We start from the raw sequence: 20719 nt of genomic DNA, 5'->3' as shown, positions 1-20719 counted from the left end.
CTGCTCATCATTCTGCTTTGTATTTGCAGTTCCTTCTCTCGAGTGAGAAAATAAGAGCAAATGGAGAAAAAGGGGTGATTTTATGCGAATTGGTGTCATTTCCGATACGCATCTATCTGCGAGGGTACTTAAGCTGCCTGATACGCTGGTAGCAGGATTAAAAGGTGTTGATCTCATCCTTCACGCAGGAGACTGGGTGAGCGAGCATGTGGTCGACCTCGTTGAACAAATTGCTCCATGTGAAGCCGTGGCCGGGAATAATGACGGCCATGAGATTGTAGAGCGGTTTGGATTGAAAAAAATTGTGAATGCCGGGAAATATCGAATCGGGCTCATTCACGGTGACGGCTTCCGTAAGACGACAGAAGAAAGAGCCCGGGAGGCGTTCCGGGAAGAACAGCCGGATATCGTCATTTTCGGGCATTCTCATGTTCCTTATAGTCAAACGATTGACGGGATACTGATGTTCAATCCAGGCTCGCCAACGGATAAAAGAAGGCAGCCGCAATATTCCTATGGCATTATCGAATTGGGCGAGAGTATTCGGGCACAGCACTACTATTATGAGAGTAAAGCTTAAACTTATGAATGCTGTAAGCTCAAGGTTATCCGCCCGAGACTGCTTGGAAAATAGTGAGTCGATCTCCGAGCTGAAGCGGGATATCCAAGTCGTCCAGCCAGGCGATATTCGTATCATTATAGTATAACAGGACATGCTTTCGAACTTGTCCTGTTTCTGTCCAAAGGTGAATTCGCAGCTTAGGGTAACTAAGCAGGAGCTGATTTAGTGCCTCTTGCAAGGTGAGCGCATGCAATTCAAACTTCACTCGACCGCCCGTGCAATCGCGCAGTAAAGAGGGGAGACTGACCGTAATGTGCATACTAGTCCTCCAGAATTAGTGTTTTCACCGTGAGGACACGCGAAAATTGACCAGGTAGACGCTCCCAGTTTTCTCCGCGATCTAACGAGCAGAACACTTCACCAGAAGTAGTGCCAAAGTAAAGACCATATGGATCTAAATTGTCAACAGTCATGGCGTCGCGAAGTACACTTACATGGCGCTGCTCTTCCGGCAGTACATCACCAATAGGCTTCCAACTGTATTCGCCAGATGCCATGCGGTAGACAAGCAACTTGCCGTCTCGCATCGAGCGCTGTTCGCTGCTTTCCAGTGGAATTAGGAACAAATCACCAGTTGGCGCTATGGCAATTGGGAAACCGAAGGGCATGTCGCCTTCGCGTAGTGTTAGTCCTTCTTCGATCGGGAACCAGCTGTCGCCGCCATCGACCGATTGGAATACCCCGCTATGCTCCTGCATATACAGCACATCAGAATTTTGCGGATCGAGCACCATTTTGTGCACACAATAGCCTACGCGCTCATCTGGTTGACCGGTCGGGACGCGGTTCAGACCGTTATTGCATGGGTGCCAGCTAGTCCCGCCGTCCAGCGTTCGGAAGACACCTACTGCCGAAATGCCAACCCACATCCGCTGTGCATTCCGAGGATCGACGAGGATGGTATGCAAGCACATACCGCCAGCTCCAGGGAACCAATCAGGGTGAGTAGGATGCTTCGTTAACGCATCTAGCTCCTGCCAAGAAAGTCCATTATCGCGGCTTACGAAAATACCGGCTTCTTCGACACCAGCGAAGAGGGTTTCAGGCTCTGTCGCGTGGCCTTGGACGATTTGCCAAATGCGATTCAATGAGAAACCGCTTTCAACTGAATACGAAGGGCTTTCTTCAATTTGTTCCCATGTTTCGCCTCCATTGTCTGACATCCGAAGTGTGGCGCCATAGGCGGCGTGCGAGGAGCCGACATAAAGCTTATTTCCGTTGCGTGTGTCTCCAAGAATGCTGTAGGCTTCCCAACCTGGTAGGAAAGGTCCTTGCAATGACCAATTTCGTCTTTCCATTGTAGAAGTATAGATGAAAACGCCTTTATTGGTACCCACTAGCAATTGAACGCGTTTAGCCATAGATTCCCTCCTCAATGCTTCCTCTTAGCCTACATTCGACGAATGTTAAATAATTCCTTCTAGCAATTGCTGAAATAAAAACGCACAAAAACACATTCCCGGGATGTCGAGAGTGGTTTTCGTGCGTGCAGCTTACATGTAACTACTGAAAAAATTAGATTTCAATTTCATTCAGTCTGTTAAGCCCGTCTTTGGCGATGGTGTAGGAAGGTGACAGTTCATAGGCTTTTTCATAGGCGTTTATTGCCGCCTGGTTATTTCCTAATTTTTCCCAGCATAGACCTAGATAATAATAAGCGTGAAAGCTTCCAGTGCCTCGCAAGGTTAGATGTTGGCCTGTCGTTTCCCCTGACGCAATGCAATGCTGAAAAACGTCAATTGCCGCAGCGTACCACCCCTTCAAATAACAAATGACCCCCTTATAGAAATGAAGATCAACATAATCGGGATACAAGGCAATAGCTTTCTCGATGCCAGGCCAAGCGCCATCAATGCTGCCCGTATTGAAGAGTATGGCATATTTCAGTTTATACAGCATAGAGGGAGGCATTCTACCCGCTTGAACGAAACGAACAATGGATAGATTTACATACTCAAATGCTTTGTCATACTGATGGACTCGGTAGTACTCGCTGGCTATGTGGTATTCAATCCATGGGTTAGAGTTGGCTGTCCGTGTGCTTGCTTCCTGCTGTAGAAGGGTCATGTTGCGAGTAAACTTGTTCTTTTGAATCGTAATCGGCTCCATATATCCACGATGAAATAATTTTAGCGGAATCGTACCCAATATCTCCGCGCTCTCACGATCAGGGTAAATGTCGTCGATATTCAGCGTTTCATGAATGGCATATTTAAATTTCAGCCCGATATGGTTGCGGAAAAAACGGGGATGAGCAATATGAAATGCTTCGTCTTCATTTGGCGATTCGCCAATATAATTAACTAAATGGAGGGATAAGACGGAGGCATGCGTCTCCTGCAGCACCTTATGCAAATCGAAATCACCTAGAGGCGAGAGCTCCTCATCAGCATCCAGGTAGAGGATCCAATCTGATTGGGCATGCGTTAGCCCATAATTCCTAGCATCCGCAAAATGGTTATTCCATTCGTAGGAAAGGACAGTAGCCCCCATTGAACGGGCAATCTGCATGGTGCTGTCCGATGAACCCGTATCTACGATGATCATTTCATCGATCCAATCGTGAACACTTCGTAAACACGCTGCAATTAGGCTTTCTTCGTCTCTTACAATCATGCACAGTGAAACTGTAGGGCGGCTCATTCAAAGGCACCTCCGGTTTATACACTTATGGCCAAAGATATGCGAATACCTTCATTTAAATGAAAGAAGGGATGATCACATGCAGCCATGTCCGCTTTGTCAAGAAAAAGAAAGCATTCTTTTCCATTCGTACGAGACATTCACCCTTGTGATGTGTAAATCTTGTCAGCTTATTTATCGGTTACAAGTCGATCAAGTTCAGCAGGAGCAACTAATTAAGAATATATATGATAGTACTTGGGTTGCGATGAGGGATATTTATGCCATGAATACGTTTAAAGAGCATGCCTCCTTCGGCGCATTGCTGCTTGATATGTTTTTTCGTAAAAAAGGCAAATTGCTTGAAGTGGGCTCCGGTACCGGAGAATTTCTATGGTTAGCCAAGGAAACAGCTTGGCAAGTTGAGGGGATCGAGCCATCAGCCGTTGCTTGCGAATACGCGAAGGAGCGATACGGACTAGAACTCAGAAATGAACGATGGGAAATGAGCATTTTTGAAGAGGATGAAAAGTTTGATGCGATCGTTTTTTGGCATGTTTTAGAGCACATTCCATCTCCGATTTCATTTATGAAGCAAGTAAATTCCTTACTAGCGCCCGGAGGGAGAGTGTTATTCAGTTTGCCTAATCAACATTCGCTGACTAATGTGCTGCAAGGATCTTCTTCACCCCTGTTTGTAGAAGAGGACCATCTGATTCATTATGCCAAAAGGCACATTGAACAGCTAATGGCCTTAAGTGACTTTGAAATCATCTCTCTATTTTCTAGAGAGGAGCCAACTAGGCTCGAATATGACTTGCGCATCCACCCGGCGGGTACTCCCAATATGACGGAGAGGGATAAAACGAAGATGATGGTTGGACTTCAGTCAGGTTGGCACGGACATGAAATTTATTGCGTTGCGGAGCCTCGCCATGAGTAAACTGACTCTTTCCATGGTTGTAAAAAACGAAGGACACCGCTACTTGCGTGAGGCTTTGCTCAAGCACCGCGATTGGATTGATGAAGCGGTCATCATCGATGACGGAAGTACAGATCATACTTCAGAGATCTGTGAAGAGCTGCTATCCGGGATCCCGCTGCAGTTGATTCGCAATCCTGAGTCACGTTTTGCCAATGAAGTGCAGCTAAGAAAGCAGCAGTGGGAAGCAACTGTGCAGACGAATCCAGAATGGATCCTGAATTTGGATGGGGATGAGGTCTTGGAGGACCAATTTGCCCATCAAGTTGGCGACTTGCTAAACAATTGTGAGCAGGATGCCATCTATTTCCGGCTGTACGATATGTGGAGTGAAACTAGCTATCGGGATGATGCCTATTGGAGTGCCCATCATTACTATCGTCCTTTTCTTATTAGGTATAAACCGGATTATCCATACATCTGGAAGGAGACGCCTCAGCATTGCGGCCGCTTCCCAGCTACGATCAACCACTTTTCATATCTATGTCACCCTGCCAGAATCAAGCATTATGGCTGGGCCAGACCGGCAGACAGGAAAGAGAAATATGAGCGCTACATGCGGCTTGATCCGAATGCCCAATATGGCTGGAAAGAGCAGTATGATTCCATCTTAGATGAACATCCCAACCTTGTGACTTGGGAGGAATAGCCCAGTGATAACGATAAGCTTATGTATGATTGTCAAAAATGAGGAGCAGTCACTTCGCCGCTGCCTTCAGTCAGTGAGAGAAGTAGCAGATGAAATCATAATCATTGATACAGGTTCTACTGATCGGACTAAGGAGATAGCTGCCTCTTTTACACCATTTATTTATGATTTGACTTGGAAGGATCATTTCGCTGAAGCTAGGAACTTTGCCTTTTCGAAAGCGACCAAGGATTATCTCTTATGGCTGGATGCGGATGATGAGCTAGAAGAAGAGGACCGACTGAAATTCAAAGCGCTTAAAGCTTCCTTAGATCCGTCCGTTGACAGCGTGATGATGCCTTATCACTTAGCTTTTGACGCGGATAACAAAGTAATCACGAGCCTTAAGCGCAACCGTTTAGTTAAGCGAGCATGCGGATTTCGTTGGGAGGGTCCCGTTCACGAAGTATTGATTGTCAGCGGGCACGTGATTCACTCCGACATAGCCATTACACATAAGAAAGATAAGGAGTATACCGACAGAAATTTGCGGATATATCAGCAGCGCGAGGCTGCAGATGAAATCTTTTCTCCCCGTGATCTGTACTATTACGCAAATGAGCTCAAAGATCATGGCCTTGATGAAAAGGCGGCTACGTACTACGAGCGTTTTCTTGCTACCAAACAAGGTTGGCGTGAGGATTGTTTTGCCGCTTGCTTAAAAATGGGAGATTGTTACGGCAATCTGACGAATCGTCAGATGCAGCTGAGAACTTGGTTTAGAACTTTACTCTATGGAAAGCCAAGAGCGGAGATGTGCTGCCGGGTAGGCAACTTTTTCTTCGAAGACAATCGGCTCGAACTCGCAATTTATTGGTTTCAGAAAGCAACATCCTTGGGAGAACCAACCGACTATGCGGGTGTAGTCGATCATGCGGCTTGGACGTGGATGCCGCATCTACAGCTCTGTTTGTGTTACGACCGAATGGGACAGAAGCAGAAGGCGGAGCTGCATAATGAGATTGCATCCGTCTACAACCCGACCCATCCCAGTATCATGTATAATAAAGTTTATTTTGCTAATCTCCGCCGAGAGGAGAAGGCACTTTGAGTCCTAAAAAGCGTGTGCTGATTGGAAGTCCTATTCGTCAAATACCCGAAATTCTTAGTCCTTTTCTGTCTTCACTTGCAGAGCTTGAGCGAAAAAACTTCACGGTGAGTTACTTATTCATTGACGATAACGAGCTAGAAAATTCAAAGCAATTATTAATTGATTTTCAAACGAAGTATGGCAGGACAGTCATTCACAACGAGGAGAATCAGCCCGAAACTTATGAGAAGGATGAATTCACGCACTATTGGCCGGAAGGAACGATTTGGAAAGTAGCCAGAATGAAGGACGCAATCCTTACTTATGCCTTGGAAAACAGATTCGATTATGTATTTTTGATTGATTCCGATCTCATTTTACATCCCCATACACTAGAGCAGCTTGTTTCGGCGAACAAACCGATTATCTCCAATATTTTTTGGACGAAATGGCAGCCGGATACGATGGAAATGCCCCAAGTGTGGCTGAGTGACCAGTATACGCTGTATCACAAAAACAGACAGGAATCATTATCCGATGAGGAGTCAGCTAGGCGGACCTGGCAGTTTTTTGCTCAACTAAGAGTCCCAGGTATCTATGAAGTTGGCGGGCTTGGAGCATGTACATTAATCAGCCGCCAAGCTATTCAAGCCGGTGTTCGATTTGCAGAAATTCCCAACTTATCATTTTGGGGAGAAGATCGGCATTTTTGCATACGCGCGCGTGCTCTGGGGTTTCCACTCTATGTAGACACCCATTTTCCGGCATATCATATTTACCGTCAATCCGAATTAGCAGGAGTTGATGCCTATAAGCAAGGCGGTATTGAGGTGAAAGACGCTGAGCGTAAAATCACAATCAGTTTATGCATCATTGTCAAAAATGAAGAAAACGCGCTTCCTATTTGTCTCCATTCCGTTCGTGGGATTGCGAATGAAATCATTATTGTCGACACGGGCTCCACAGATAAGACAAAGGAAATCGCCTCAAGCTATACGGATCTAATTTATGATTTTGTTTGGATGGATGATTTTGCCGCTGCCCGAAACTTTGCTTTTTCCAAAGCCACGCAGCAATATATCCTATGGCTGGACGCTGATGATACGTTGACAGAGAAAGATCGATTGCTGTTCCTCGAGTTGATTCGCACATTGGAATCGCCTGTGGATCGGTTAACGATGAATTACAATCTCAGCTTTGACGAGAATCAGAACGTGTCATACAGCCTGCGTAGGAATCGTCTAGTGCGCCGAGAGTGCCAGTTCCAATGGATTGGCGCTGTGCATGAATATTTAGCGGCAAGCGGTTCTGTGCTCCATAGTGAAATTGCAGTCACACATCGAAAAGATAAACAGCATACGGACCGCAATTTACAAATATATCGGAAAAAACTCGCCAAAGGAGAAATATTAAGTTTACGTGACCAGTTCTATTATGCTAACGAATGCAGAGAGCATGGTTTTTATGAAGAAGCTGTGATGTATTATGAAGATTTTCTTCAATCGCCAGACGGTTGGCTGGAAGATAAAATCTCTGCTGCACTTCATCTGGCGACTTGTTACAGCCATTTAGGGAAGAGAGATGAACAGCTCTTGGCGTTGTTCAGGGCTTTTGAATTTGATACCCCACGTGCAGACTGCTGCTGCCGAATCGGCTCTATATTTCTGGAGGAACAAGAATATTTGCAAGCTATTTATTGGTATGAGTCCGCTGCGCAGTTTCCTAAGCCGAAGGAATCAATGGGCTTTTTGGATCATTCGTCCTGGACGTGGCTGCCACATGTTCAGTTGTGTTTGTGCTACGACCGGATCGGTAAGTTGGATAAGGCGAAATTTCATCATGATATCTCTTATTCCTATAACCCTACACATCCATCTGTTATTCATAATCAACGGTATTTTGAACAGATTGGAATTAACTAGCACTAAAATAAATGAACCATAAACCAAGTTCTCTTGCATATATATTAGCAACTTAAGCTTCTCAAGTGAGATTGGAGGGAAGAAAATGTCACAAGCGAATATACCAAATATTACTCCTATCATATCACTTACATTAGGCGGGACTGTGAATTTATTATTGGCTTCCATCGCTTTGGAAGAACTTGCCTTAGCGCATATCGTCAATGCGGAAGCAGAGAAAATACAATATGTGGTTGGTACATTGTTTCCAACAGTTACACCGCCAGTGACTAGCATCTCGAATTTGTTGTTGATTAATGACAGTGTTAGGAAAACTTTACAAGATGTAATAAAGAAAGAAATGCTGCTGCAATTTAAAATGGAAAATATTATGGAGATTTTCCCAACTTAAAGTTCAATAAATGGTTTGATAACAGAAAAGCCCGCAGGGGCTTTTCTGTTTTTATTTTCCAAAAAGAGATCGAAAAAATCATGAATGGAGACAACCATCATATACTAAACAGAAGGTGCGGATATATGCCGAAAAGTTCCTATCTTACCTATACAGGAGTTGAAAGACATGTCCATGCCTAATATTCCTGACATTAAACCTGAGATTATCCTGAAGAGAAAAGAAGTTATTAATTTATTATTGACCTCAATTGCTCTTGAAGAGATCGGACTTTCCCACATTATTAATGCCGAAGCGGAGAAATTACAGCACGTTCTGAAAGATCGTTGCCTGACCATTAATGAAGCATTGCTTATTAATTCCAGCGTGGATCGAATGATGCGAAATATTATTAGTAATCAGATGCTCCTGACCTTTAAGTTATCGGACATCATGAAACTCGAAGAAAAGGAAGAGATTACGGAGTATCTTATAGATGAATGCGAAGAATAGATGTTATTTTCCGGCAAAAGGGGAGTGAATCGTTGAGTGTCCATGCAAAGTTCCCATTTGAGCAAGTACCTCCATCCTACTCGGCTGCGATCACTCATCTACTGCAGTCTATTGCTTCTGAAGAGGAATCCCTCGCGAAACTAATGCGAACAGAAGCGGATAAAACATCATCCTTTGTAGGAAGAGATCTCGATTTCCCTACGGCACCAACCACACAGGAAATTCTTCTTTATAATCACAGTGTTATACAATTCCTGGATTCTATGGTGATGACCCAGTGGTTAATGCTTAAGAAGCTGCACACCATCTCTCATATGCAGTTCCTTCAAACTAGATCAACAACGCTGCTTAAAGAAGGGGAGCCAGAAAATATTATGGAACTGGAAAACTTGGAGTATGAGCATTTCGACTACTGATCAAACCGTAAACCAATGTGCAGCCGCTATCTCTCAGTTAAGTTTATCTATTTTCCAACTTGTAGAGGCTTTATTGCACCGGATTCAAAGCGAAGTGGATGAAGACAGGGACGTTCTGTCTTTTCAAATTTGTGTCTTACTCACGTCTTTACTGGATGTTCATGCCGCTCAACAACGTAAACACCAAAGTCTTTCCTGGATTGAAAAAGTCAAGCATGAGCTCTTTTCATCCTCGGAAGTGAGTGGGATGATAAGTCATATAGAAACACTACTCCAACAAACGGATCTTCCATCAAAGAAAGAATGTGTGGAGAGGTTAAATGAGATAAAATTTTTCTATCATCGGGATAATCCGATTCAGAATGAAAGTGTGCTGTTCAGTTTAGACAAACGTGTAGCTGTATCTGAACAAATACCAACGGTAAGTCCCCAGCACGTGGAGGAAAATACGAGCAAACCAATCTATACGCCAGTCTCACCACCGCTTATGTTTACTCAGCGTGAAAGAAAGCGTAATAAGAATAGACGCTCATGAAGGGCCGCCCCACAGTCATTAATTGACTGGTTGGGACGGCCTTTTTTGATTTTGTAGACGTTTTCATTTTATTTTCCAAAATTAGGTATGCATGCGATCACCATTCCAAGATCTGGGAATACGCTGTAACTATCGAATGGAGGTTGGGAAACATGTCACAGGCTAATATACCTAATATATCACCTACTATAACTGTAACGCGTGAAGATGCAATTAATTTATTGCTTTCTTCGATTGCGATGGAAGAACTTGGATTAAGCCATATACTTAATGCAGAAGGTGAGAAGCTTCAGTATGTACTGGGCACATTGCCGGGGTTAACGGGACCGCCGGCGACAATCAGCGATATCTTACTTATTAATGAGAGCATGAAAAGCACGATTAACACGGTAGCTAGAAAAGAATTCCTTCTACAATCCAAGTTGGAAAGCATTCTTGAGACTCCTATTTCTGTAGGAGCTACAGGTCCGGCGGGTCCAACAGGTCCGACTGGTGGGCCAGCCGTTGGTCCAACAGGTCCGACTGGAGCGCAAGGTATTGCAGGAGCGACTGGAGCAACGGGGCTGACTGGAGCAACAGGGGCAGGAGCAACTGGTGCAACAGGTGACATTGGTCCAACGGGCGCAACGGGTTCAATCGGAGTGACGGGGCCGACTGGAGCTGGTGCAACAGGTGCAACTGGTGTAGCTGGACCGACGGGAGCAACAGGATCGATTGGTGTAACGGGTCCGACTGGGGCAGGGGTAACGGGAGCAACAGGGGTAGCTGGACCAACGGGCGCAACGGGACTGGATGGATCTGGACCAATTATTCCATTCGCATCGGGATTACCAGCGAGTTTGACAACTATTCTTGGCGGAGCGGTGGGGACCGCAAGTCTAGTAGGCTTTGGCAACATGGCGCCAGGTGTTTCTATTTTAGGTGGAATCATTGATTTAACAGGTGCTGGAGGTACATTGCTAAACCTTGCCTTCTCCATGCCTAGGGCAGGAACGATAACGTCTATCGCTGCCTATTTCAGTACAACTGCAGCTTTGTTATTGACGGGTACTACTGTAACAATTACTGCTCAATTATTTAGCTCAGCGACGCCGAGTAACAACTTTACAGCTATTCCAGGTGCTGTGGTTACTTTGGCTCCAGCCTTAACCGGACTTTTACCGATTGGCACAATTTCAAATGGAATCACGACTGGTTTAACGATTCCAGTAACAGCTCAAACAAGGCTCTTACTTGTATTCTCTTGCACGGCTGCTGGACTTTCTTTGGTTAATACGGTGATTGGTTATGCAAGCGCTGGGGTTGCCATGGTTTAATTTGAAATTTAAAACATAACGAAAAAGGGGTTGACTTCTGCAAATAGTCAACTCTTTTCGTTTTTCAATGATTCCATAGAAGAGAATGGGGGGATCTCATAATGTCTTTAAGTGACTTTCCTAATATTTCACCGAACATCTCGATTACAAGGGAAGAAGCCATTAATCTGCTTCTAGCCTCAATCGCCCTGCAGGAACTAGGATTAAGTCATATTTTGAACGCTGAAGGTGAGAAGCTCCAGTATGTTTTAGGGACTCTGCCTGGCGTAACTCCTATCCCAGCAACAATTAGCGACATCTTGCTTGTCAATGAAAGCATTAAGAATACGATTGCAGCGGTAAGTCTTGAGGAAGCTATTCTGCAAGCTAAATTAGCAGATATTTTAGCCGCTCAAACGTTGCCAGGTCCTACAGGGCCAACTGGACCGACGGGTCCTCTCGGCGGTCCATCAGGACCAACAGGGGAAACTGGTGTGACAGGCGCAACTGGTGAAACAGGGGCAACGGGAGTAGCGGGAGCGACGGGTGCAACGGGAGTGGCAGGAGTGGCGGGAGCAACGGGAGCAACAGGTGCGACGGGAGCAACAGGTGCAACGGGAGTAGCGGGAGCGACAGGGGCAACGGGAGCAACGGGGGCAACGGGAGCTACGGGAGCGGCGGGAGCAACGGGGGCGACGGGAGTAGCGGGTGCGGCGGGAGCAACGGGTGCAACGGGTGCAACAGGTGCAACGGGAGCGACAGGTGCAACGGGAGTAGCGGGAGCAACGGGTGCAACGGGAGCAACAGGTGCAACGGGAGTAGCGGGAGCGACAGGTGCAACGGGAGTAGCGGGAGCAACGGGTGCGACGGGAGCAACGGGAGTAGCGGGAGCGACGGGTGCGGCGGGAGCTACGGGAGCTACGGGTACAACGGGAGCTACGGGTGCGGCGGGAGCTACGGGAGCTACGGGAGCAACAGGTGCAACGGGAGCGACGGGAGCAACAGGAGCAACAGGTGCAACAGGAGCAACTGGCGCAACAGGTTCAGGGGCAACTGGAGCCACAGGGGCAACCGGCGCGACAGGAGAGACTGGAACCAGTCTGACCGCCAATTCAGCGTTTGCATCAAACACATCAGGCACTTTATTGGTTGTCTTGGGTGGACTTAATATTCCGCTGCCGAATAACCAAGATATTGGCCCAGGGATCACGATTAATGGCGCAAATACGACTTTTACTCTTGCGAATGCGGGCCGGTATTACATTTCTTATAAAATAAGCGCCACTGCTGGCGTGCTCGCACAATCTCGCGTTATGTTAAACGGTGTTTCGATTCCAGCATCGGTGACATCGCCTGCGGTTGCTGCGTCCTCTTATTTAGCCGATTTTATCATTACTGTGACGTCGGGGTCGACCATAATTCTCCAACTATTCGGACTAGTTGCTACCGTAGTTTTGTCACCTCCGGGAGCGACCATAAATATCATTCGACTTAGCTAATATGGACGAAATGAGCCGTCTTCCTGCTCTGTGGAATTCATAAATTCGACCTTTGCCATATTGCAGAGGTGAATAAAGTGGGATACACTGAGTCGATAGATGAGATCCATTTAGAAAGTATGAATAAGGAGCGATACTCTTTTGAAGACACTAATTATTGCGGAAAAACCGGACATGGGGCGAAATATAGCCGCCGCAATAGAACCTAAAGCCAAAAATCTTAGGTCCTATCTGGAGGGTGAGCAGTACATTATCACCTGGGCGATCGGACACTTAATCGAGTTGGCTGAACCAGATCAATATGATGACAAATATAAAAAATGGAACATAAGCCATCTCCCGATCATTCCGGAGGAATTTAAGCTGATTCCCAATCCGCGGACGTATGATCAATTAAAAGTGATTGCTGAACTTGCGAAAAAATGTGATCAACTTGTCAACGCCTGCGATGCCGGGCGAGAGGGGCAGCATATTTTCTCATTGATTCAGCGGCATCTTGGACTGAAGCAGCCGGTGAAACGTCTCTGGATTTCTGACTTAACATCCGAGACGATTCGCAATGGCTTTGCAACACTGAAAGACGGGTCCGAATATGAGAATCTGACTCGGGCCGCACGCTCCCGAAGTGAAGCAGATTGGTTAATCGGCATGAACGGCTCACGTGCTTTTACAACGAAGCATAATGTCCTGCTTTCTGTTGGCCGCGTTCAAACACCGGTTCTTGCCCTCATTTATGATCGCCAGAAACAAATTGAAGCCTTTTCCTCACTCAAGTTTTACGAGCTGGAGGGATACTTTACACAAGGCGATACCACATATCGAGGTATGTGGCAGGGCGACCGCTTAACTGACCAACCGAAAGTGGAAGCATTGGCGGCCAAAGTGAAAGGAAAACCGGCACGCATTATTTCCTATGAAGTAAAGGAAACGAAGGAATATCCCTTTAAATTGTATGATTTAACGCTGCTACAGCGCGAGGCGAATGGGAAATATGCCTTCTCGGCGAAGAAGACGCTCGATACCGCTCAGGCGCTATACGAGAAGCATAAGGTCATTTCGTATCCTAGGACGAATTCCAACTATGTCACGGAGCAAAATATTCCGGAAATGCACAAGTCCTTATCGGCCTTACAAGGCACCGCTTATCATGAGCTTGTGCAAGGCGCTAATCGTAATCTGGTGCACAAAAACAATAAAAATATTTGCAATCCGTCCAAGGTAGAGGATCATCATGCGATTCTGCCAACGAATCGTAAGGCATCTGGACTCACACCGGATGAGCAGAAATTGTACGATTTGATTGTGAGACGGTTTCTATCCCAATTCTACCCGCCTGCCGAGTATAAGGTTCATACGGTAATGACTGAGGTCGAGCAAGAGATGTTCAAGACGACTGTCAAAGAACTTCTCCATCTGGGCTGGAAGGTCATTTATGCCGATCAGAAAAAAGAAAAGCCCAAAAGTACGAAGGGCAAAGAGAAGGAAGAGGAAGAAGACGAAGAGGTAGAAGTCAGCGAGCCTTTTTCGATCGATGCTCAAGGTCAAGTTGTTTGCAGTGACGCCGTCGTCAAAGAGAAAGATACGCAGCCGCCAAAACATTTCAATGAAGGCACACTCCTCAAAGCGATGGAAAGCGCAGGCAAGCAGATTGAGGATGAGGAGCTTCGCGATGCGATGAAAGATTCCGGTCTCGGAACGCCTGCGACACGCGCAGCGACAATTGAACGGTTGAAGAAGGTAGGCTATATCGACATGCAGGGCAAGAAGATTGTGCTTACCCAGAAGGGCAGAATGGCCGTCGAACTCATTCGCGGAGCCGGGATCGAGCTGCTCACATCCCCTGAAATGACGGGCCAATGGGAGCGCAGGCTCAACGAGATCTCCCGCGGCACAGCGTCGGACGAGCAGTTTATGCATAATGTCAAAAGATTCGCAACACTGATCGTTGACAAAGTGCGGGTGCAGCCAAGAGCTTCCAAAACAGCCTTTGAAGGTGAAACTCCACCAGCTGGGGGTAATAAGCGAGGATCGACGGCACGTGCGAGCTCGTCAGCTTCTTCATCCAGCGCAACCAAAACGAAAGCAGCGCCAAAGAAATCAGCGGAATCCAAAACCAGTCCGTCAGATGGTGCAAGCACTTTTCTGGCGACTTGTCCACGGCCAGGCTGTGGGGGATCTCTTTTTATGGGGCGTAAAGGGTACGGGTGCTCTCACTATAAGGAAGGCTGCAAATTTGTCATCTGGAAGGAAAGTTTTGGACGGAATTTGACCGATACGCAGGTGCAAGCACTTGTGAATAAAGGGAAAACGACCAAATTGAAGCTCGTGCTCTCAGACGGAACTGCAGCAGACGGACGTATTGTATTGAAAAACATCGATACAGGAGAGCTTGGCACGGAGACCGAGTAATGGAGGATCTACAGTGTTTCATTTAACAAACGATTGGGCTAAAGTCGTGGGCTCCGAGCTTGGAGAGCCTTATTTTCAAACATTATGTGACTTTCTCATAGACGAATACCAAGATCACACGATTTATCCGGAACAAGATGAAGTTTTGAGTGCTTTGCATTTAACCCCCTACGAATCTACGAAAGTTGTTATATTGGGACAAGATCCTTATCATGGAAGAGGCCAAGCTCATGGCCTCAGCTTTTCCGTTAAACCGGGCATCACACCGCCGCCATCCTTACAGAATATATACAAAGAATTGCAGTCAGATCTAGGCTGCTATATCCCTAATAACGGCTACTTGGTGAAATGGGCCGAACAAGGTGTACTTCTCCTAAACACAGTCCTGACTGTACGCGAAGACACTCCTAATTCTCATAAAGGGAAGGGCTGGGAGCGTTTTACCGACAAAGTGATCGAAGCGTTGAATTCACGGGAGCAGCCCGTGATTTTTGTGCTTTGGGGAAGTCATGCCCAAGCCAAGCAGCGGCTCATTGATACAAATCGGCACTATATCCTGAAGTCGGTTCATCCAAGTCCGCTATCTTCTTATCGCGGATTTTTTGGCAGCAAGCCGTTTTCACAAATAAATGAGTTTCTTAACGGGCTCGGCACACAGGAAATTGATTGGCAAATTCCCAATTTATGAGGATAATGAAGATGAGGCCGTTATTTTGAAAAAAAATGCGAGGGAGAGAAGTCAATGAAATTCCAAGACTTTACGTATGTAAGACCCGAATTTAGCACATTTGAAGCGGCGTTTAAAGAGCTATTAGAACAGTTTAAGCAGGCAGCTTCCTTTGGGGAGCAGGACCAAGCAATGGAAGGCATCGTAAAGCTTCGAAGTGAGCAAGAGTCCATGGAAGCTATTGCCCGAATTCGGCACAGCGTGGATACGACGGATGAATTTTATAAAGCGGAGCAAGAGTACTTTGATGAAATTGAACCTTTATACCAAGGCTCGATCACAGAATTCTACAAAGCGCTGATTGGTTCCGCCTATCGTGCTGAGCTTGAAGCCAAATGGGGCAAGCAATTGTTCAGAATTGCTTCGTTATCGCTCAAAACCTTCTCACCTGAAATCGTTGAAGATCTCGTCCAGGAAAACAAGCTGGCCAGCGAGTATTCCAAGCTGCTTGCTTCGGCGAAGTTGGTTTATGCAGGGGAAGAACGAAATTTATCACAACTCATTCCTTTTCAATTATCAACAGACCGAAATGTTCGTAAAGAATCGAATGATGTAAAATATAACTTTTTTATCGAAAACGAAGCGAAATTGGACGAACTGTATGATCAACTTGTGAAGGTCCGTACTGCTATTGCTAAGAAGCTTGGGTACAGCAATTTTGTGGAATTGGCTTATGCGCGTATGAACCGCTCTGATTATAATGCCAAAGATGTGGAAGCGTTCCGCAATCAAGTATTGGAGCACATTGTGCCCGCTGCCACGAAATTGAAAGAACGGCAGAAGGCTAGAATCGGCGTAGACGCCCTTCATTATTACGATGATAAGTTCGGCTTCCCATCTGGAAATGCGACACCCAAAGGCAATGCCGATTGGATTGTCGAGCAAGCACGCAAGATGTACGCGGAGTTGTCGCCGGAAACAGATGAATTTTTTACGTTTATGATCGAGAATGGCTTGATGGATCTGGTGGCTAAGAAGGGGAAACGCGTTGGGGGCTACTGCTCTTATATTAGTACATACCAAGCACCTTACATTTTCTCTAACTTTAACGGTACATCAGGAGACATCGATGTCTTAACCCATGAAGTTGGCCATGCCTTCCAAGGCTATAGCTCTAGAGAGTTTCAAGTGCCTGAATATGTGTTTCCAACCCTGGAGGCTTGTGAAATCCATTCTATGAGCATGGAATTCCTTGCGTGGCCGTGGATGTCACTATTTTTCGAGGAAGAAACGGACAAGTATAAGTTTAAACATTTGAGTGAATCCCTCTTGTTTATTCCATATGGCGTAGCGGTCGATGAATTCCAACATCGTGTCTATGAACAGCCAGAGCTGACGCCTGCCGAGCGTAAACTCGTTTGGCGTGAGATTGAGCGGAAATATCTGCCGCATCGTGTTTATGAGGATAACGACTTTTTGGAAAGAGGAGGCTTCTGGCAGCAGCAGCCGCATATTTACAAAAGCCCGTTCTACTACATCGACTACACGCTTGCGCAAGTATGTGCGTTTCAGTTCTGGAAACGGGCGAATGAAAATCCGGAGCTGGCCTGGGAAGATTATTTGAGACTTTGCCAGCAAGGTGGAAGCCAAAGCTTCACGGAACTCGTTCAAGTTGCTAACTTGATCTCTCCTTTCCATGATGGCTGCGTAGCTTCTGTCATCGGTCAAATCGAGAAGTGGTTAGACCAAGTCGACGACAAGAACCTTTAAAGCATGGGCTTTACATGTGTGATTTCCAAACCGCTATCGCAGTCTTTTCCCGTCTCGTAGGAGCGATTGCCTAGAACGGTAGTTAAGGCCTGTAGATCAGCAGATGAACCATTAAGTAAAACTTGTATGGCTGCTTGAATGACGATTTCTCCGTCTGCCATAGCCAAATTCCATAAGTCCCAGATGCTATGCGTATAGGTCTCTTCAAGCGACGTCGGACAGTTCCAAATGGTGTGCGCTTCGTTTAGATAGTCAAGCGGAGCCACACGCTTTTTATAAACCAACGGCGCAATTTTACCGAAGGTTAATACCCTCTTAATTCCTTTAGGATCATGGAAAAGACGCTGCGCCTGTATCATATCGAAATAAGCGTCGTTCCAATCTTTCTCCGTTATGTTCGTAGCAATGTCCGGGTAGTTGTTTGCCGTTGCTTGGGTTAGGGCAGGTACAACGCCAAGTGGCAGCTTCTCACCCACATAAATTTCTTTCCAAACTGGTGTTTTCCATGTCTGAATTCCACGTTTACGCTTTACGATAAGGGTATCCATAATAATTTCAAATCGTTGATGATCCCATTTTTTGAAACCTGATTTATAGAAAACATATGGATGCATGTTACGATCTAAAATATGGTGTGTTATGAATCCAAGCACATAAACAACAGCTGGATTATACAGTCCACGGCCTTGTACCTGATGCAGCATATCCTCGAGAAATGGACCGCAATTTTTCGTATGCATAAGACTTCCTAATTGATTTAGTGTTTTATCTTTTTTCCAAGGCAGGAAATGATGATAGAACAAGAAATCCGGTCCTTGACAGCCAAGGGAGAAGACTTGTCGCATTTGTCTGTCATTCAGCATGTGGTCATGACCCAGTTGCGACATCAATTCTTGGCCGAATATGAGATGTGTCCAGATGTTTGGCAAGCTGTGAATCCTCCTTCGTACGACCCGTTTATATATAGCAAGACCCTTTATATTCTAACATAACATTTGCGATCAAAGTCACATATCGTGAACTATTTATGTTCCAAGAGCTACTAAAGAAGGAATAATATGCAAGTTGTCGAATTCAAAAAACGATCGGTACTGAAAGCCATCCAATGCATATCTATGATAGGAGATAACGTATGAATAGGGTCAATAATCCGCAGGATCGTTCTAACCGTGCAGATCCTGACAATATTCAGGGTTTGCTTTCGAGCACAGAACCGTCTTTTGCCGCAGTCTTCGAATTCACCACGATGGGTATCGCCATTATTTCGCTGAACGGGTTATGGTTAAGAGTGAATAATAGCTTATGTACGTTAACTGGATACGCGGAAGAAGAGCTTGTTAATAGGGAATTACATGCGATTTTTTCATCCGATGAATCCGAAGAATTAGAAGCCTATTTCGAACAAATGCTTTCTGGAGATACAAGCTTCTATCAACTTGAGAAAAAATTGATTCGCAAAGATGGCAGCATCGCGTGGGTAGAATTTAGGATTTCTTTAATGAGAGATTCACAGGATGAACCGTTTTATTATATGTCTCAAATTAGCTATCTCTCACAGAAAACGGAAATGGAACGAAAGCTTGCAGAGAGTGAGCAGCGGTATAAGTCATTAATTGAGCATAACCCTGCTGGCATTCTCACCTGTGATCTTAAGGGGATGATTAAAAGTCTGAACCCTGCTATGGAAAGGATTTTAGGATATGCCGAAGGGGAAGTAGTCGGTCAATCCATCAACCGGCTCTGGAAGCAGGAACATCAAGCAGATAATTTTATCAATAGTATCGTCTCAAAGTCAGATAACTATATGCTTCGGGTTAAGCACAAGAGCGGTGAACAGATAGAGTTAGGCTTGAAGAACGTGCCTATTATTGTGGATGGGATGAATGAAGGTATTTATGTCATTGCTAGAGACATTACGCAGCATAACAAAGATCGCGAGTCACTCCGAGTCGCTCAGCAGGACCTGCACGATACGGTACGCAGACAGCAAGGGATGACAATGAAGTTCAGGCAAATGCAAGGAAAATTCATTCACACGTTATGCGATGGCGAACTTCTCTATCGACTGGGATTTCAACCTTCGAATATTCTTGGCAATCACCTCTACGAAATTTGGCCTTATTCTATGGCTGTGAATATGGATTCGTTTTACCGAAGGGCGTGGAATGGCGAGGAGAATGTCATGTATGAAGCGACCTTTCGAGGGATTACTTATTTAACTTCCTTACGCCCGATTTTTGAAAATGGCCGCGTGGTCGAAGTTATCGGATCCTGCGTGGATATTACAGAACGAAAACGAATGGAAACCGAGCTTAGGGAGACGAAGGATCTCCTTGAATCGTTCATCAGCAATACGACAGATGCCATTTGTGTGCTGGATTTACGGGCCAGAGTTATTTCGGTCAATGGAGCTTATGAGCAAATATTTGGCTGGCATCAAGACGAATTATTGAATAAGCCGCTGCCGATCTATCCTGATTTCTTGGAGGATGAGCGCAAAGAAATCTACGATATGCTGAAGGCTGGCAACCAGATTTCTGGGCTTGAAACCGTCAGACTGCGGAAGGATGGACAACTTGTACATGTGAGCGTGACGAAAACGCCGATCAAAAATGAGAAAGGTGAAATCATTGGCTTTGCCGGCATCTCACGGGACATCACAGAACGGAATCGAACGGAGGAATTGTTACGTAAATCAGATAAGTTATCTGTCGCAGGACAGTTAGCCGCAGGATTAGCGCACGAAATTAGAAACCCCCTTACTTCACTGCGCGGCTTCTTGCAACTGCTGCAGAATGATGTAAAGGGGAAACAGCACTATTTTGACATCATGCTCTCCGAATTAGATCGGATCAACTTTATTGTCAGTGAATTTCTTGTGATTGCTAAGCCGGAGGCGATTCATTACAAAAAAAGCGATTTGAAGGATATCCTTCAATCCGTTACTGCGCTGCTCGAAACGCAAGCGGTCTTATGCGATGTGGAGCTTGTTTTAGAATTTGAAACTGAAAGTACTGAGCTCGTTTGTTCGGAAATGCACTTGAAGCAATTGTTTATTAATTTGGTCAAAAATGCGATGGAAGCCATTGAGAAGAATGGCCAAATCAAACTGACAGTGTCCATGCAAGGATATGATGGGATAAGGGTTCGAACAGAAGACAATGGCTGCGGTATTCCGGAAGATCGATTGAAACAATTAGGGGAGCCTTTCTATACCACTAAAGAGAAGGGGACAGGTCTCGGTTTGATGATGTGTTTCAAAATTGTCGAGGCTCACAAAGGGACAATGACCATCCAGAGCCATTTAGGAGAAGGAACGGTCATTGATGTGTGTTTACCTACGATGACAACTGGACATTACATCAAGGATTGGAACTGA

At 45.6% G+C, this 20719-nt stretch carries 19 protein-coding genes; 15 read left to right on the top strand and 4 right to left on the bottom strand.

Features of this window, described 5'->3' with window-relative positions:
- Positions 1 to 82: 82 nt before the first annotated feature.
- On the top strand, positions 83 to 580 hold the full coding sequence (locus GQF01_RS34705; RefSeq protein WP_161411881.1) for a metallophosphoesterase family protein: 498 nt from the start codon (positions 83 to 85) through the stop codon (positions 578 to 580).
- A 25-nt stretch (positions 581 to 605) separates the two neighbouring features.
- Here GQF01_RS34705 and GQF01_RS34700 read toward each other — a convergent pair whose 3' ends face one another.
- From GQF01_RS34700 to GQF01_RS34690, 3 genes are all read right to left on the bottom strand, one after another.
- Entirely contained in the window at positions 606 to 881 is a 276-nt protein-coding gene (locus GQF01_RS34700) for a MoaD/ThiS family protein (protein WP_161411880.1), read from the bottom strand.
- Position 882: 1 nt separating this feature from the next.
- Complete coding sequence (locus tag GQF01_RS34695) at positions 883 to 1983, bottom strand: WD40/YVTN/BNR-like repeat-containing protein (protein ID WP_161411879.1); 1101 nt, start codon at positions 1981 to 1983, stop codon at positions 883 to 885.
- Positions 1984 to 2137: 154 nt separating this feature from the next.
- Positions 2138 to 3265 (bottom strand): glycosyltransferase, encoded by a 1128-nt coding sequence (locus GQF01_RS34690; protein WP_161411878.1) that lies wholly within the window; start codon positions 3263 to 3265, stop codon positions 2138 to 2140.
- 265 nt (positions 3266 to 3530) lie between these two features.
- Here GQF01_RS34690 and GQF01_RS34685 point away from each other — a divergent pair, with 265 nt between their 5' ends.
- The 13 genes from GQF01_RS34685 (at position 3531) to GQF01_RS34625 (ending at position 17340) form a co-directional block, all read left to right on the top strand.
- A complete protein-coding gene (locus GQF01_RS34685) occupies positions 3531 to 4187 on the top strand; it encodes a class I SAM-dependent methyltransferase (RefSeq protein ID WP_202556833.1) in 657 nt (218 codons plus the stop codon).
- Positions 4180 to 4875 (top strand): glycosyltransferase, encoded by a 696-nt coding sequence (locus GQF01_RS34680; RefSeq protein ID WP_161411876.1) that lies wholly within the window; start codon positions 4180 to 4182, stop codon positions 4873 to 4875. The genes GQF01_RS34685 and GQF01_RS34680 overlap by 8 nt, the downstream gene beginning before the upstream one ends.
- A gap of 25 nt (positions 4876 to 4900) precedes the next feature.
- A complete protein-coding gene (locus tag GQF01_RS34675) occupies positions 4901 to 5965 on the top strand; it encodes a glycosyltransferase family 2 protein (protein WP_202556849.1) in 1065 nt (354 codons plus the stop codon).
- A complete protein-coding gene (locus GQF01_RS34670) occupies positions 5962 to 7866 on the top strand; it encodes a glycosyltransferase (RefSeq protein ID WP_235960811.1) in 1905 nt (634 codons plus the stop codon). Before GQF01_RS34675 ends, GQF01_RS34670 begins: the two co-directional genes overlap by 4 nt.
- 85 nt (positions 7867 to 7951) lie before the next feature.
- Positions 7952 to 8257, top strand: coding sequence for a hypothetical protein (locus tag GQF01_RS34665; RefSeq protein WP_161411874.1), 306 nt, complete (start codon positions 7952 to 7954; stop codon positions 8255 to 8257).
- Positions 8258 to 8425: 168 nt separating this feature from the next.
- On the top strand, positions 8426 to 8749 hold the full coding sequence (locus GQF01_RS34660) for a hypothetical protein (RefSeq protein ID WP_161411873.1): 324 nt from the start codon (positions 8426 to 8428) through the stop codon (positions 8747 to 8749).
- Complete coding sequence (locus GQF01_RS34655) at positions 8737 to 9165, top strand: hypothetical protein (RefSeq protein ID WP_161411872.1); 429 nt, start codon at positions 8737 to 8739, stop codon at positions 9163 to 9165. Before GQF01_RS34660 ends, GQF01_RS34655 begins: the two co-directional genes overlap by 13 nt.
- Entirely contained in the window at positions 9146 to 9700 is a 555-nt protein-coding gene (locus tag GQF01_RS34650) for a hypothetical protein (protein ID WP_161411871.1), read from the top strand. Before GQF01_RS34655 ends, GQF01_RS34650 begins: the two co-directional genes overlap by 20 nt.
- A gap of 152 nt (positions 9701 to 9852) precedes the next feature.
- Entirely contained in the window at positions 9853 to 11016 is a 1164-nt protein-coding gene (locus GQF01_RS34645; RefSeq protein ID WP_161411870.1) for an exosporium glycoprotein BclB-related protein, read from the top strand.
- Positions 11017 to 11117: 101 nt separating this feature from the next.
- The gene (locus tag GQF01_RS34640; RefSeq protein ID WP_161411869.1) at positions 11118 to 12494 is read left to right on the top strand and encodes a BclA C-terminal domain-containing protein; all 1377 of its coding nucleotides are present in this window, start codon (positions 11118 to 11120) and stop codon (positions 12492 to 12494) included.
- Positions 12495 to 12635: 141 nt separating this feature from the next.
- Positions 12636 to 14903 (top strand): type IA DNA topoisomerase, encoded by a 2268-nt coding sequence (locus GQF01_RS34635; RefSeq protein ID WP_161411868.1) that lies wholly within the window; start codon positions 12636 to 12638, stop codon positions 14901 to 14903.
- Positions 14904 to 14916: 13 nt separating this feature from the next.
- Positions 14917 to 15591, top strand: a complete 675-nt coding sequence (locus GQF01_RS34630) for a uracil-DNA glycosylase (RefSeq protein WP_161411867.1) — start codon at positions 14917 to 14919, stop codon at positions 15589 to 15591.
- Positions 15592 to 15645: 54 nt separating this feature from the next.
- Positions 15646 to 17340, top strand: a complete 1695-nt coding sequence (locus GQF01_RS34625; RefSeq protein WP_161411866.1) for a M3 family oligoendopeptidase — start codon at positions 15646 to 15648, stop codon at positions 17338 to 17340.
- Here GQF01_RS34625 and GQF01_RS34620 read toward each other — a convergent pair.
- Positions 17337 to 18269, bottom strand: coding sequence for a zinc dependent phospholipase C family protein (locus tag GQF01_RS34620; protein WP_161411865.1), 933 nt, complete (start codon positions 18267 to 18269; stop codon positions 17337 to 17339). The two genes, GQF01_RS34625 and GQF01_RS34620, sit on opposite strands and share 4 nt — an antisense overlap.
- A gap of 203 nt (positions 18270 to 18472) precedes the next feature.
- Between GQF01_RS34620 and GQF01_RS34615 the strand changes: the two genes are divergently transcribed.
- Positions 18473 to 20719 carry a PAS domain S-box protein gene (locus GQF01_RS34615; RefSeq protein WP_161411864.1) on the top strand — a complete coding sequence of 749 codons (2247 nt, stop codon included), beginning with the start codon at positions 18473 to 18475 and terminating at the stop codon, positions 20717 to 20719.

Source organism: Paenibacillus silvestris, assembly GCF_009882985.1.
Classification (GTDB): Bacteria; Bacillota; Bacilli; order Paenibacillales; family NBRC-103111; genus Paenibacillus_E; species Paenibacillus_E silvestris.
The sequence above is the reverse complement of the archived record's forward strand: the minus strand, read 5'-3'. Positions and strand labels throughout refer to the sequence as shown.

Excerpts from the sequence above, each read along its gene's own strand:
- GQF01_RS34700 (WP_161411880.1), bottom strand. The coding sequence starts at position 881 with ATGCACATTACGGTCAGTCTCCCCTCTTTACTGCGCGATTGCACGGGC.
- GQF01_RS34640 (WP_161411869.1), top strand. The coding sequence starts at position 11,118 with ATGTCTTTAAGTGACTTTCCTAATATTTCACCGAACATCTCGATTACA.
- GQF01_RS34665 (WP_161411874.1), top strand. The coding sequence starts at position 7,952 with ATGTCACAAGCGAATATACCAAATATTACTCCTATCATATCACTTACA.
- GQF01_RS34645 (WP_161411870.1), top strand. The coding sequence starts at position 9,853 with ATGTCACAGGCTAATATACCTAATATATCACCTACTATAACTGTAACG.
- GQF01_RS34680 (WP_161411876.1), top strand. The coding sequence starts at position 4,180 with ATGAGTAAACTGACTCTTTCCATGGTTGTAAAAAACGAAGGACACCGC.
- GQF01_RS34705 (WP_161411881.1), top strand. The coding sequence starts at position 83 with ATGCGAATTGGTGTCATTTCCGATACGCATCTATCTGCGAGGGTACTT.
- GQF01_RS34615 (WP_161411864.1), top strand. The coding sequence starts at position 18,473 with ATGAATAGGGTCAATAATCCGCAGGATCGTTCTAACCGTGCAGATCCT.
- GQF01_RS34685 (WP_202556833.1), top strand. The coding sequence starts at position 3,531 with ATGAATACGTTTAAAGAGCATGCCTCCTTCGGCGCATTGCTGCTTGAT.
- GQF01_RS34655 (WP_161411872.1), top strand. The coding sequence starts at position 8,737 with ATGCGAAGAATAGATGTTATTTTCCGGCAAAAGGGGAGTGAATCGTTG.
- GQF01_RS34650 (WP_161411871.1), top strand. The coding sequence starts at position 9,146 with ATGAGCATTTCGACTACTGATCAAACCGTAAACCAATGTGCAGCCGCT.
- GQF01_RS34690 (WP_161411878.1), bottom strand. The coding sequence starts at position 3,265 with ATGAGCCGCCCTACAGTTTCACTGTGCATGATTGTAAGAGACGAAGAA.
- GQF01_RS34695 (WP_161411879.1), bottom strand. The coding sequence starts at position 1,983 with ATGGCTAAACGCGTTCAATTGCTAGTGGGTACCAATAAAGGCGTTTTC.
- GQF01_RS34625 (WP_161411866.1), top strand. The coding sequence starts at position 15,646 with ATGAAATTCCAAGACTTTACGTATGTAAGACCCGAATTTAGCACATTT.
- GQF01_RS34675 (WP_202556849.1), top strand. The coding sequence starts at position 4,901 with ATGATTGTCAAAAATGAGGAGCAGTCACTTCGCCGCTGCCTTCAGTCA.
- GQF01_RS34660 (WP_161411873.1), top strand. The coding sequence starts at position 8,426 with ATGTCCATGCCTAATATTCCTGACATTAAACCTGAGATTATCCTGAAG.